16 protein-coding genes are annotated in these 14,307 nt (G+C 32.7%); all 16 read right to left on the bottom strand.

Features of this window, described 5'->3' with window-relative positions; genetic code table 11:
* Positions 1 to 4: 4 nt before the first annotated feature.
* On the bottom strand, positions 5 to 1,231 hold the full coding sequence (locus tag BUA82_RS02100) for an MFS transporter (RefSeq protein WP_073004187.1): 1,227 nt from the start codon (positions 1,229 to 1,231) through the stop codon (positions 5 to 7).
* A gap of 244 nt (positions 1,232 to 1,475) precedes the next feature.
* Positions 1,476 to 2,987: a PTS transporter subunit EIIC gene (locus tag BUA82_RS02095; RefSeq protein WP_073004185.1), complete on the bottom strand. Its 1,512-nt coding sequence runs from the start codon at positions 2,985 to 2,987 to the stop codon at positions 1,476 to 1,478.
* 13 nt (positions 2,988 to 3,000) lie between these two features.
* Entirely contained in the window at positions 3,001 to 3,672 is a 672-nt protein-coding gene (locus BUA82_RS02090) for an N-acetylmannosamine-6-phosphate 2-epimerase (protein WP_073004183.1), read from the bottom strand.
* A gap of 13 nt (positions 3,673 to 3,685) precedes the next feature.
* Positions 3,686 to 4,543: a PRD domain-containing protein gene (locus BUA82_RS02085; protein ID WP_073004180.1), complete on the bottom strand. Its 858-nt coding sequence runs from the start codon at positions 4,541 to 4,543 to the stop codon at positions 3,686 to 3,688.
* Positions 4,533 to 5,012 (bottom strand): PTS sugar transporter subunit IIA, encoded by a 480-nt coding sequence (locus tag BUA82_RS02080; protein ID WP_073004178.1) that lies wholly within the window; start codon positions 5,010 to 5,012, stop codon positions 4,533 to 4,535. Before BUA82_RS02080 ends, BUA82_RS02085 begins: the two co-directional genes overlap by 11 nt.
* A gap of 270 nt (positions 5,013 to 5,282) precedes the next feature.
* Positions 5,283 to 5,474 carry a CooT family nickel-binding protein gene (locus tag BUA82_RS02075; RefSeq protein WP_073004175.1) on the bottom strand — a complete coding sequence of 64 codons (192 nt, stop codon included), beginning with the start codon at positions 5,472 to 5,474 and terminating at the stop codon, positions 5,283 to 5,285.
* 1 nt (position 5,475) lies between these two features.
* Entirely contained in the window at positions 5,476 to 5,889 is a 414-nt protein-coding gene (locus BUA82_RS02070; RefSeq protein ID WP_073004172.1) for a DUF3842 family protein, read from the bottom strand.
* A gap of 93 nt (positions 5,890 to 5,982) precedes the next feature.
* On the bottom strand, positions 5,983 to 6,741 hold the full coding sequence (locus tag BUA82_RS02065; RefSeq protein ID WP_073004169.1) for an energy-coupling factor ABC transporter ATP-binding protein: 759 nt from the start codon (positions 6,739 to 6,741) through the stop codon (positions 5,983 to 5,985).
* Positions 6,742 to 7,551, bottom strand: a complete 810-nt coding sequence (gene cbiQ, locus BUA82_RS02060) for a cobalt ECF transporter T component CbiQ (protein ID WP_073004166.1) — start codon at positions 7,549 to 7,551, stop codon at positions 6,742 to 6,744. It abuts the gene before it with no gap.
* Between the two features lie 60 nt (positions 7,552 to 7,611).
* Entirely contained in the window at positions 7,612 to 8,667 is a 1,056-nt protein-coding gene (locus tag BUA82_RS02055; RefSeq protein ID WP_073004163.1) for an energy-coupling factor ABC transporter permease, read from the bottom strand.
* Between the two features lie 242 nt (positions 8,668 to 8,909).
* Positions 8,910 to 10,439, bottom strand: a complete 1,530-nt coding sequence (locus tag BUA82_RS02050; protein ID WP_073004161.1) for a polyamine aminopropyltransferase — start codon at positions 10,437 to 10,439, stop codon at positions 8,910 to 8,912.
* A 15-nt stretch (positions 10,440 to 10,454) separates the two neighbouring features.
* Positions 10,455 to 10,877: a DUF350 domain-containing protein gene (locus BUA82_RS02045; RefSeq protein WP_073004159.1), complete on the bottom strand. Its 423-nt coding sequence runs from the start codon at positions 10,875 to 10,877 to the stop codon at positions 10,455 to 10,457.
* A gap of 18 nt (positions 10,878 to 10,895) precedes the next feature.
* A complete protein-coding gene (locus tag BUA82_RS02040; protein ID WP_073004157.1) occupies positions 10,896 to 12,017 on the bottom strand; it encodes a DUF4178 domain-containing protein in 1,122 nt (373 codons plus the stop codon).
* A gap of 319 nt (positions 12,018 to 12,336) precedes the next feature.
* Positions 12,337 to 13,104: a YfjL-like protein gene (locus BUA82_RS02035; protein ID WP_073004154.1), complete on the bottom strand. Its 768-nt coding sequence runs from the start codon at positions 13,102 to 13,104 to the stop codon at positions 12,337 to 12,339.
* 13 nt (positions 13,105 to 13,117) lie between these two features.
* Complete coding sequence (locus tag BUA82_RS02030; RefSeq protein WP_073004152.1) at positions 13,118 to 13,774, bottom strand: zf-HC2 domain-containing protein; 657 nt, start codon at positions 13,772 to 13,774, stop codon at positions 13,118 to 13,120.
* On the bottom strand, positions 13,771 to 14,250 hold the full coding sequence (locus BUA82_RS02025) for an RNA polymerase sigma factor (protein WP_073005102.1): 480 nt from the start codon (positions 14,248 to 14,250) through the stop codon (positions 13,771 to 13,773). The genes BUA82_RS02030 and BUA82_RS02025 overlap by 4 nt, the downstream gene beginning before the upstream one ends.
* Between the last annotated feature and the right edge of the window lie 57 nt (positions 14,251 to 14,307).

The following is a 14,307-nucleotide window of genomic DNA, read 5'->3' as shown; positions in this document are numbered from 1 at the left end:
CTTCCTACTTTTTCGATCTCATCCTATATTTAGAGGCAAGACTCAATACTAAAGTTATTCCTCCACACATAAGAAACCCTGCTGCTGCTCCCATTTTTTCCATTACAGTGCCTGCATAAAAATTTCCAATAGGGGTACTACCTGCATTTAAAAGAGAATATAGGCTCATTACTCTTCCTCTATATTCATCGGAAGAATTTAATTGTAACAGTGAATTTGCCATATTTAAGAAAGTTAAATTTAAAAATCCCATACCTAATACTAATATAAGTACTATATAATAATTATCAAAAAAGTATGCAAATATTTGTAACAGTGATACCAATATGGCATTCACAAAAAGCACATATTTTTTAGTTCCTCTTTTGCTTCTACCAGCCATAAACACAGCTCCTATAAAAGATCCCAGTCCCATTGCCGATAGCATAAAACTATATTCTTGTGCTCCTTTATGAAGTACTTCTGGTACGAACACTGTTATTATAACATCTACATTCATTGCAAAAGTACAAACAATTCCCATTATTATTAAAGTAGTTTTTAAATTTTCAATATTTGCAACGTACTTAAGTCCATGTTTTATCTCATATACTATATTTTTTGAATTCTTTATAATTACCTTATCCGGTGTATTGATAAATGATAGTCCTATAATTACTACAATATATGATATTCCATTTACTAGGAAACAAAATCCAGGTCCAAGTTTTACCATAGCCACTCCAGCTATAGCTGGCCCTATAATTTTTGCAAGGTTAACTATGGTAGAATTAAGAGATATAGCATTCATTATGTGCTCTTTTCCTACTAGTTCTATAAAATAGGATTGTCTCGCAGGCATGTCAAAAGTTTGTGCTACCCCAAACAATGCAGAAAGTGCAAGTATTTGCCAATATTTTGCTGTGCCATAAAAAACTAAGATTGATAAAACTATAGCTTGAACCATGAATATAATCTGAGTAACAAGTATAATTTTTCTTTTAGGAAACCTGTCCACAATAACTCCAGCAAATAAGGATAAAAATAGGAAAGGGGCAAATTGACATACACCAAGAATCCCCACTTTAAAAGGTGACTTTGTTATAGTATAAATAAGCCATACCTGAGCAGCTCTTTGCATAAAAGTTCCCATAAGAGAAATACATTGAGTCCACCAAAATATACGGAAATCCCTATGAGTAAGGGAAGCAAAGGTGTTTTTAAAATATATTTTTATATTACTTGAATTCATTAGTACCAACCTCTCATGCTGTCTTTTAAATTATTTCCTTTAAGTGAATTACTTTTTTCATACATTTATTATAGCATTTTTTATTACACTATTAATTCGCATATAGCAAATTTAATAAAAACAGCCAACACTTTTTATAAAAAAGCATTGACTGTTTTATAGTTTTCTAATATTAATAACTTAAAATATTCTTTTTTTAATCTAAGAAGTAATTATTTAAATTACACACCGGAAATTTATTTTATTAATCGTCTAAATCTAATATATCATTGATATGGTTTTTGTAAAGGATGGCTTTTCCTCCATAGATAGCTTGTATACCGCCACCTACTTCTAACACATCTGTAGCTCCAATTTTCTTTAGTGTAGCCTTATCAATTTTCGAAACATCTTTTACAGATACACGTAAACGAGTAATACAAGCATCTACATCTTCAATGTTTTCTTTTCCACCTAATGCTTTTATTATTTCTATTGCATCGTTTTTCAAAGAGGATTTAGTAGTTACACTTGCTGTTGCATCTCCTTGCGCATCCACTTCTTCTTCTCCTCTACCTGGAGTCATAATATTGAATTTTGTAATAAAGAATCTGAAAGAGAAATAATATAAACAAGCCCAAGCTAATCCAAATGGAATTTCTAAAATCCAATTTGTTTTTGCATTTCCTTGTAATATTCCAAATAGTGTAAAGTCAATAATTCCACCAGAGAAGGTATTACCTATGGAAATCTTTAATATATCCGCAATTAAGAAGGATAATCCATCTAAAAATGCATGGAATACATATAATAATGGAGAAACGAATAAGAACATAAATTCAATAGGTTCAGTAATACCTGTAATGAAGGAAGTTAATGCTACTCCTAAGAATAGTCCACCAAAGGCTTTTCTCTTATTTTTAGGTACGCAGTGATACATAGCAAGACATGCTGCTGGAAGACCAAACATCATAGTGGAGAAACGTCCTGCAAAGAATCTTGTTCCTTCTGTAAATAATCCTGTATGATTTGGATCTGCTAATTGTGCAAAGAAAATGTTCTGTGCACCTGAAACCATTTTACCAGCAACTTCTTGTACTCCACCTAATTCTGTATACCAGAACATTGGATAAATCATGTGATGAAGACCTACAGCACCGCAAAGACGCATTAAGAAGCCATAGAAGAAAGTTCCGATAGGACCAGCTTTTGAAATTGCAGTTCCACTAGCAATTAACATGTTTTGGAATGGAGGCCATATGATAAAGAATACAGCTCCCACAAAAATAGCACTTAAAGAAGTTACGATAGGAACGAATCTAGAACCACCAAAGAATCCTAGTACCTGAGGAAGTTCAATATTCTTGTATTTGTTATGGAGATAAACAGCTATAGATCCCATAACTAATGCACCGATAACCCCTGTGTCAATGGCTTTTCCATCTGGATTGAATACCTTTAACATAGCTTGAATAGATGCATTCATAACAAGGTATCCAACAACACCAGCTAAAGCAGCTGTACCTTTGTCTTTTTTAGCAAGACCAATACATAGACCAATACATAATAATAAAGATAAGTTCCCAAATATAACGCTTCCAGCGGCACTCATAATGCTGAAAACACCTTGTAAAAATGGTACATTTAAAACAGGATAAGTTGCAACGGTGGTTGGATTGGATAATGCTCCACCTATTCCAAGCAATAAACCAGCTGCTGGCAAAATAGCAATTGGAAGCATAAATGCCTTACCAATTTTTTGTAGTTGTTTAAACATGGCTTTTCCCCCTTTATTTTTCTTTTAATACAGAAGTGAATCTTTCAGTAATATTTTGTGGCCTTGTAATTGCTCCACCAACTACTGCAGAATATGCGCCCTTATCAAAAACTAACTTTAAATCTTCCGGTGTGTTAATTTTTCCTTCCGCAATAACTGGTATATTTAAATCTTGTACTAATTTTTCAATTAGTTTCAAGTTAGGGCCATCTATAGATTTTGAATATGGGGTATATCCACATAATGTTGTAGATACACAATCAAATCCCAGTTCTTTAGCTTTAACGCACTCTTCGTAGGTAGAGCAATCCGCCATAGCAAGGATATTATGCTCATGAATATAAGAGACTAGATCTTCTAACTTTTCATTATTAGGTCTTTTTCTATTAGTGGCATCTAAAGCGATCATTTCACATTTAGTTTCTAGTAATTCATCTACTTCCTTTTTAGTTGGAGTAATGTATATATCGCTATCCTCATAATTACGTTTTACAATTCCAATAATAGGAAGTTCCACTACTCTTTTTATCTCTACAATATCTTCTTTGCTTTGTGCACGGATACCACAGGCTCCTCCCTCTTTTGCAGCTAAGGCCATTCTTCCCATAATGAAGCTACTATGCAGTGGTTCGTCTTCTAATGCTTGACAGGAAACTATTAATTTTCCTTTAATTTTATTTAACATATGTCTTCCTCCTTTATTGCTGACCTGACATAAGAATGTTTTGTATATGTAGTGCCAAATATCCTATTTCACCCTCTGGAAGCTCTATCCCAAACTCTTCACTTAACATTTTTCCCAATGAGGATGCTACCCTATAGGTTTCTGGGTATGATTCTTTAATAGATTTCGCTATAGGATTATTAATGAAAACATGTTCCTTGGCACGTTTAAATGCAAACTTCATGTGGGTTATCAGCCTTTGTCTTTCCACGCTTTTAGGTGCTAGCTTCACCTTTGTTTTATTCTCAATGTAAACTATACATTTTGCTATCATATTTGCATATAAAGCAGAATTACTAGGTGTATCATTATGTAATGCAGAATGTACATGCAAACATATAAAAGCTACTTCCGCTTCTGGTAAGTTAATATTTAATGCTTCATTGGCAAATCGAACCATTTCTCTGGCAAATTCATATTCTTCACTGTACATAGAGCTTATTTCTTCCATAAATATGTTTTGTACTGGAATATTATTCTTATATCTATAGATAGAAAATTTTAAATGATCTAATAAAGACACATGAAGATTTTCGTTGTAGTTTTTCCCGAAACGCACTTCTAATCTTGATATGATCTCTTCTGAAACGCTAATGATATCTTCATCACAATTGCTCATTAATGTTTCATACACAGATAGATTTGAAGGATCTTTAATTTCATATATTTTAGTTACTAAATTAAGGTCTACTAAATCTCCAGCTTTCTTCTGAAATCCAATAGCTTTCCCAATAAGAATAAACTCTTTTTTTAGAATGGAATCATAGCAAAGTACTACATTGTGATTTAATACTCTATTTATCACATACTTTTTTTCAGTGCTAGATTTCACAATAAGCAACCCGCCTTTCACTTTCAATTAATTTATAATTATCAGCAATTAAATCAAAGTTTGTAGCATTGGATACTACACAAATTACATCTTGTTCTAATCCTTGACTTTTTATGTATTCATAGTCTACCTTCAAAAGTGGTGTACCAGGTTTTACCACATCCTGTTCTTTTACTAAAACTTCAAACCCTTCGCCTTTTAATAAAACGGTATCCACTCCAATATGAAGTATAAATTCTAAGCCATCTTTTGTTTTTATGCCAATGGCATGTTTTGTTGGAAATATCATGGCAACTTCACCTTCTACAGGGGAATAAACCATGGAATCATTAGGCATAATAGCAAACCCCTTACCTACTAGCCCTTTAGAAAACACTTCATCTTTCACCTCACATAATGGTTTTAATGTTCCATTTGCTGGTGCAAAGACCTCAGTTTTATTATTCTTTCTTTTTAAAAAATTAAACATATCATTTTCCTCCTAAGTAACAAAAAAAGCTCATTAGATATCGCCATTGCGATATCTAATGAGCTAATGCCTGCCAAACCAGTAACACGCTACAACCTAATTATATTCTGACATTAATCTATTGTCAAACATTTTTTGATAAGAAATTGTCACTATTTTTTAACATTATAGAGCTATTTTCCCACCAAAATATACAAAGATATACTCTTTTTAAATACAATCCCTTGGGGGTAATACCCAATTAATCCTAAATGTCATATAATGAAATATCTATTCTTCTTGGAGAACAATACGATGCTCCACAAGAGCCATTTCCTTTATTTTTGCCTTTATAATTTTTCTCTCACTAAATATATTTTCAAGTAGAAAACCCTCTTCCATAGGAATTACCTTGTCTACGGCTTCTAAAATAAGTTTCTCATTTCCTTCTTTATCAATACAATAAACATTAGCCTCACACATATCATTCACCTCTCTGAGATTTCAATATTTCAATAACATCATCGATGTAATGTGGCAGTGGCTTATTTTCAACACCAGCAATCATTATATTACATCTATTCAATGGAATTAATACCTTTTTTGCAGGACTTTCCGCTACAGCTCTTGCCATAAGGGGTGTTAGTTCACCCAGCAATGAATTGGCACATATTATCCCTATGGAACCCAAGATCATATCAACCTTAGAAGCATTATAAACAATGGCATTTTCACCTGTAGCACCTTCATTAGCACCTGCTTTTAACATTAAGGAGGTTGCTAAAGAGTTTGTTCCCAGTGCAATAATCTCAATTTCTCCTCCAAAACACTGTCTAACTTTTTCCACTATGGCTTTACCTATTCCTCCACCTTGCCCGTCTATAACCGCAATTCTCATTTTAATCCCCCAATCAAAACTTACAAATATATTATACCAAATATATTATACCAAAAAATAGGCAAAATCCTTTTGTTTTTCTTTGTATTCAAATTATCTTTTGGGAGTTCCACAAATAGGGCAATTTTGTAGTGAAAGAGGTATTTCTAAACCACAGCTATCCAGTAAATCCCCATTGGATAAAATTTCTTCTAAAGGTCCGTCCCAGGGAACTTCACCTTCTTTAATGACAATAACTCTATTACAGGTTTCAAATATCATATCCAAATCGTGACTGGTAATTATTTTAGTTTGCTTAAAGCTATTTAACAAATTAATAACTCTTCGCCTTGATTTAGGATCTAGAGCTGAGGTTGGCTCGTCCATTATCAATATATCCGGTTGCATAGATAGAACAGATGCAATGGCAGCATTACGCTTTTCTCCCCCGGATAGTTTAAAAGGAGCCCTGTTTTTCAAATGAGATATGCCCACCAATTCCAGTGAATTTTCTACTCTGTGTTTTACTTCTTTTTCATCCAACTTGTAGTTTCTCGGCCCAAAGGCAACATCATCATAAACCGTGGTCATGAACAACTGATCATCAGGGTTTTGAAGTACCATTCCTAACCTCTTTCGTATCTCTGGCAATGTCTTTTTAGTTACTTTAACATCACCTACCAATATTTCACCTGCTTCTGGAAAGATTATTCCCATTATTAGCATTAGAAGTGTGGACTTACCGGCACCATTTGCTCCAATAATCCCTACGGATTCTCCTGCATTTATAGTAAATGATATATTCTTTACTGCTTCATAATCCCCAGGATATGAAAACTTTAGATTTTTTACCTCAAGTTTATGATTATCCATCTATTTAATCACCCCTATAACCAATGAACCTATAAGCGTAGGTATATTGTAAATCCTGGCCATAATAAAAACCATGCTCCAAGTAATTAGATACCCAAAGTCTTTGAACTTTAATTTTTCCATATCTCCAATATTAAACTCGCCTGTAAAACCTCTTAAACTCATAGAATTATACACAGATTCAGCTCTATCTAGGGTTCTTAACATTAATTGTCCAAGAAAAGACCCCCAAACACTTCTATGTATTCCTTTCTGTCCTGGCGCTCTCAAGGAATAGGCTGTCATCATCCTAGAAACCTCCTCAATAAGCACAGATATATATCTGTAGGTTAATAATAATTGTAAAACAAATATCTTAGGTACTTTCAGCCTACGCAAAGCCACGGCCAATTTATCCATTCCTGTAGTTGCAATGAGTAGAATACTAGCTGTTACTGTTAAACCACATTTTATAAAAATTGAAAGAAACGTAATCCATCCCCTTGACATAGCAATTCCACCAAGGATTACAGTATTATTATCAAATAATGGATTTAATATTCCAATTCCTATAATAAAAGGCTGCACAAGCAAAATCCTTTTCAGAACTGGAGTAAAGGGTAATTCTGCCAAGACAAAAGTCAGTACAGGATAAAAAACAAAAGGTAAGAGACCAATTATTTCATATCTTTCAAAGGATATCACTACAGTTAGATAAACCACTGTAGTTAGAAGCTTTATTACAGGATGCAGCCTGTGTATAGGAGTTTCTTTTACTGAAAGGTCATCCAAGAACCTAATATTATATAATGAATTTATTATATTGGACATACAAAATCAAATCCTCATTAATAAAGTAATGGCAAGGTTCACCTCCTTGCCTAGGATAATTTAAGCGATAACTTTTTTCTTTTTCTTTTTAGCTACACTGATAATCAATCCTGTTATCCCAGCCAAACCCAGGGTTAAGATTCCACCCACTATACCTGAAACACTAGTTTCTGCACTAACGGAAGGCCATTTTTCTTCAGCTTCTCCATCTTGTTCTGACTTACTTTGTTCCTCTCTTACCCTAAAGCTATAATCTGGTAAAAACGCAATACTACCTTGTATTTTAGATAAAGTTTTATGAATTCCATCAGGGGATTCTAATTCAGCTGTACCAGCAGTTTTCTCCATGGACCATTCTAGTCCATCAGGATTTGCAGAGGCAAACCAAGAAAGCCCTCCACCCACTAATAATACTGCTATTAGAAGGCTTGTTAATACTTTTCTCATGGATATATTCCCAAGAGCTTCACCAGTAGCTGCCTTTTCTAAAATTTCTGGTCTAGCTCTCCAAACAAAAGTAACCACTGCAGCTGTTATCAGACCCTCACCCACTCCTATAGCTAGATGTATGGGCTGCATAAGCAATACAAATGTTCCAAAAGGTAATTCAGTCTTTCCAGATAATAAAGTCTCAAGTACAACACTAAAGGCTCCCAGTTGCAGTCCCACTAAAGCGGCGATCATGGATGCTGCAAAGATTCTCTTTGAATTAAGCCTCTTGCGAGTAATACGTTTATAAATAAATGGATATGCTATAAAACAAGTGTAAAAGCCAAGATTAAACACATTGCAGCCATAAGCAAGCAATCCTCCATCTCCAAAGAATAAAGCTTGTATTAGTAAAACTGAAGCCATGGTTAAGAATCCCGCATAAGGCCCTAGTAATATTGCCAAAAGCAATCCTCCTCCAATATGTCCACTAGAACCTGTCCCAGGTATGGAAAAGTTAATCATCTGGGCAGCAAAAATAAATGCCCCCATAACCCCCATTAAGGGAACCTTCTTTTCATCCATATCATTTTGAATCCTTCTAATTGAATAAGTTGCAATTCCCGCAGTAGTAGCTAGCATGGTTCCACCCACCATGGGTGAAATCAATGCATCAACCATGTGCATAATATTCACTCCTTTAAAAAATAAAATGACCCATAAAGGGAAGTTTTAAACTTAGCCCCTTCATGGGTCTCATTATTTACTATTCTATTAAACACATTAAAAACTATTGCAGAAATCTTCATGATTTCGTTTTCATAGTAAATATATCATAGCTTACTAAAGATTGTCAAACATTTTGATGAGCTTTTTTCATTTTTTATATAATTTTAGAATTAATTTTCAACACAGTATTTTAAATAAATTTACCTCCAATTATTCACTGCTTTTAAATAGTATGATAATAACATTGGATGGGTTAATGTATTTGATTTTATTGATTCTTTATTATTTATTAATTCATCCTTACTAAATATAAAAAGCTTTTGCAAGGTTTCTTTATTCAAAAATCTTGTGTCTACATTTACTTTAATATCTTTAGTATCCATTGGTGTTTTAGTCACAAGCTGAAATCCCCAATCTCCAAAAGTAGGAACTTCTACATGATAAGGCACAACATTAAGTCCTTCTGACTCTATAGTTTTATTTATGCACCAATAAGCTTCCTTTGCATAATATGGACTTGTAGATTGTACTGACATGGCACCTGAATGGGATAAATTTTTTCCGCATAACCTGTAAAACACATTGGTATACAATTTATTTAAGCTTTCATTGTTAGGATCCGGCAAATCTACTATTATTACATCATAAACTTCATTACTTTCTTCAAGAAATTTAAAAGCATCATTATATATAATCTCTAATTTAGAATTATTTAGAGAATTTTTATTTAAATTTACTATATTACTATTTGTTTTGCTTAATTTAACCATGTCTTCATCTAAATCTACCAATGTAATCTTTAGTACATCTAGATATTTAAGCACTTCCCTAACAGCTAATCCATCCCCCCCTCCCAATATAAGAACCCTTTTCCTATTTTTAGATGCATTCATAGGTACGTGTACTAAGGCTTCATGATACCTATACTCATCACTAGAAGAAAATTGAATATTACCATTTATAAACAATCTCAAATCATCCTTATGTTTAGTAACCACAATATTTTGATAAGGTGTTTGTTTGGATAAAACTATTTTATCTCTATAAAGTTTTCCTTCCATTAAATTTGCTATATTATCTCCGAAAACTGCTCCCATTAGCATTAATATTAATAATGCTATGGATGATAATTTAAAAAAATACACATTTTTTATATAATTTTTGTATGTATGAATTATTATAATAGAAACTATTATATTTAAGCTCCCCACTAAAAAGGCAATAGTAAAGTATCCGAACTTAGGGAGTAAAATCAATGGGAAAGCTATAGATCCTATTAATCCTCCTATATAATCAAAACTAAATATCCTAGATAAAGTTATTCTTAAATCCTTTGTATTGGATTCTATAATTCTTGTTAATAAAGGAATCTCTAATCCTACTAATGTCCCTATAAGTATTATTTGTATATACATTATTAATTCATAACTTTCAATATAAATGTTTGAGAGGAATAGTATCAAAGTACTTATTCCTCCTAAGACTCCTACTCCTATTTCTACTACCACAAACCAGTCAAAAAGCTGAGTTTTAATATATTTAGACAAGTAAGAACCCAAGCCCATAGCGCTCATATATAATCCTATAGTTATGGAAAATTGCTTTATACTATCTCCTACTAAAAATGAGCTTACAGAACTGATTAATACTTCATAGATTATTGAACACCCTGAAATTATTAAGGTAGTTACCATTAATAAGTTATAATTAAAACTTCTCTTTTCATTCATTTATATCCCTCATATCTAGTAGATAACTCCACTTATTACTATAGATAAACCTATAAATAAGCCCATGACCATCAATCCCGCTGCAGGGTTTCCTTGTTCAATTTCCTTGTTTAAGTTATATTTTTTATTTACTGCTTTTGTTATTAAATATCCTATGATGCATATAACAATTCCTAAGAAAAAATATAGTACTGTACTGCCTATTCCTTGCAACAAGGTAACAGCAGTCTCTGATATTACTGGTGACATTATGGCACTTCTTAAAATTATACCTACTCCAATATATATTCCTGCTATTATATACCCTACAGCTAAATTTCTATTTTTTATTTCTGTAGAAAACTTGCATGGTATTACTAGGTCTACCAAATACGCTCCCAAAATCATTAGAACTATTCCCACACCACAATATATTATGATATTTATTATATCTTGCATTTATAAAACCCCCTTTTTTTATTTTCCAAAACTTGTCCCACCACCAGAAGATGTTCTAGAATTTACGCTGCTTTGTCTTACACTACTAGAATATATTCTATATTTATTATTATCATCTGGTATAATTTGTCCACCATTATAGTCCCTATAAGCATTGGGTAATTTCTTGAACTTAGTTTTATCTTTCTGATAAACAGTAGTATAATAATATCTTCTATAATACCCGTCTGTTATATTACTACCTCTATAAGGCATATGTCTGCTAGAATAAACATATTCTCTTAAACTTACTTGAACCAAGGTTTCAGCATCTTCGCTTATATATATTAAAGCTAATTCGTCCTTGGTAGTTATTACCACTGTACCATCTTGTTGACTTTCTTGAACATCATCAATATTTCCCTGTACTCCATCAATTAATAGCTTTGCTGTATCTTCAACAGTTTTATTAGTTGAATATACATTAGCTTTTTTGTTCTCATCTAAATCAGAAGTTATTGAAGTAACATATTCAAAACTACTATTAGAATTTATATATTTAGATAAAATTTCTTTTTTACTAAAATTAAGCAAACCCATTTTTAAAATTACAATTACAATTAAAACTATGAAAATAAATGCTATAATTATTTTTCTAATATTAGCTGCCGAGGAATAATCCTCCGCTCCAATATGTAAAGCATTATTTGGAATATTTATCTTCTCTATATCTTCTTTATCTATATAGTATCCCCTTGAATACTCCTTTTCCCCATCCCATTCCTCTATGGATATTAACAGTTCTTCTGTATTGTCTTCATAATCTCTATAGGATACTTGTTCTCCTAGCTCTACATCCACCTGGCCCTTATAATCTAATACTTTGGCTATCTCATCATCTACCTTTTTATACCCATTATCTATAATACTTTTAGCTGAAAAATCCTCCCCATAACCACATTTAGTATAAATAGCATATTCGTCATATTCAATATCCACACTTAGCCATTTAACCTCATAATTCCCCTTAGATCTAATCATATATTCCGTCCAGCTTGAACCATCATATTGTTTAAAAACAATGTAACCCTCTACAACAAAAGGATTTCCCTCCACTTTAATTTCACTGCCCACATGGAAATATAAGTCACTATTTTTCATAGCCATATCACCCCTTTCATTGTCATTATATTAATCTAAGAAAATTATACCATATGATTCACTCCTTTAAAAAATAAAATGACCCATAAAGGTAAGTTTTAAACTTAGCCCCTTCATGAGTCTCATTATTCAATATTTTACTAATTATATTTAATTTACTTGTAGAAACCTTCATTATTTGGTTTTCATAGTAAATACATCATAGATTATTGAAGGTTGCCAAACAGATTTTTTAGATGCCAGACATGTGACAAGTTACAAATATAAAGTTTCCTGCATAACATCATTAATAATAATATGAATTATATTGTTAGTGTTACTACTTACCTACAGCGGTAATTGATACACCTTCACTATTATTGTTATTATCAAAAGCATTTTTCATAACTTCAGGGAATTTTTCATTGATTATGTCTGCATACACTGTTACCATATACCCCTTTTTTGTATCACGATTAAGAGCTTCAACTACATAACCTCCCACAGAAAAGCCTTCTTTCTTTAATAGTTTATCTGCCTTTTGAATCCTATCAGATATTTCTTCAATGGTTGGGTTCTTTAAATCAAAATCCATATATATAGTAGCATTCAGCTTCATAACTCTGTTATAGGGAGTGTTTAACGGAGGTGCTCCTTTTTCTAAATTCTTTTTGTCCCCTATACAATCTGCAAATAAACGTCCTGAAAGCTCATTTTTAAATAGCTCTTTAAGCAAAGGTTCCATATCCTTTGTCATTTCTTTCCCAAGGCGATCTAGTGTATTAAATCCACCCAAAACATAATTCTCATAGCCATCATAAATATATCCATCGCTTCTACGGTTCACCATAAAATGTGTATCTATGGAATTAGCATTACTAGCTTTTATGGTATATCCTCCGGTCTTAAAGTTATATTCTGTCTTTGAAAAGCTTAAATCCATATCAGGGTATTTTTTCGTAGCATAACTTATCATGTGCTTTTTAGCAAAATGTGCAGATATAGGATTTCCTGTAAAGGCATTGGTTATGAAAGCTATCACTCCAATTATAATTATTGCTGTTATTCCTGCCATAACCCTCAAATACACTGGTCTTTTCTTTCTCACAGCTCATTCCTCCTCACATAATTATAAAACTTTTAATAAATAGTGCCACTAATGCAATAAGCATGAACAATCCAATGGTAATCCAGATATATTTACTTCTAGACTTTATTTTATAATCTATCTGTTTGTCTTGCTTTCCAAAAGCATAGTGCATAAGCCACGCTATGCAATAGCCTAGCAACACCAAAAAAGCATAAATAAAGGAATATACTATCATTGATGTAAAGGCAGCTACCAAAGCAGTTAGCCCTAGCCTTTCTTCTAAGACTCCATAAATTACATTACTTATTATGGAGAGAACAAACACAATAGATGGAGCGATATAAAATTCTTTCCCAAATACAAAATATGCTAATAAACCCACTATGGGCATAAGAAGAAAATTATAAAATACATTGCTGCTGAAAGTCATGGAAACACCTAGAATTGCACCGCCCATTAGAAGAACTGCTAGTAACTTAAAGGTATTTCTACGCAGTTTCTTTAAAAATTGTTTTTCTTCTAGAATATTTGTGTCTAAAGCAGGCAAGACTTCTATGGAATCATATTCCTTAAGACATGATTTGCAGGTAGCAATGTGTTCCTCCACTAAACGGCAGCTTTCTGCACTTGCCACACCATCCTTACAAAGGGGTATTAGATCCATAATAACCTCACAAGGCAAATTCATATAATCTCCTCCTTTTCTAATATTTCTTTGAGCCTCTTTATAGCTCTGTGATTAATAACCCGAGCTGAACCTTCAGATATTCCCATAATCTTTCCTATTTCTAAAAAGCTAAAGCCTTGGTTTCTCAGTGCAATAACCTTCTGTGAGCGCTCATCCAAAGTTTCTAAAGTTGATTTTATTTTCTCTCTCACTTCACGTCCAAGAATTTCATCCTCTAACTGTATTACTGAAACAAGCTCTGGTATATCCTCCAGTGACCTTATTTCCTTATGCTTTCTTAGATCGTCAATATAACAATTCCTTGCAATGGAAAAAAGCCAAGTTCTTATACTGGACTTGCCTTCAAACCGCAATATTCCAGTGATAGCACGCATAAAAGTCTCTTGTAGAATATCTTCAGCACGGTGGGGATCATTCGTCAGCCAGCATAAATATTTAAAAACTTCTTTACCATACATATGATATAACTCTTCCATAACCTCCAAGAATCCCCACCCCCTTCATTATATTAGTCGTAAATGTATAGATATTCG

This window comes from Clostridium amylolyticum, from assembly GCF_900142075.1.
Classification (GTDB): domain Bacteria; phylum Bacillota; class Clostridia; order Clostridiales; family Clostridiaceae; genus Clostridium_AA; species Clostridium_AA amylolyticum.
The sequence above is the reverse complement of the archived record's forward strand: the minus strand, read 5'-3'. Positions and strand labels throughout refer to the sequence as shown.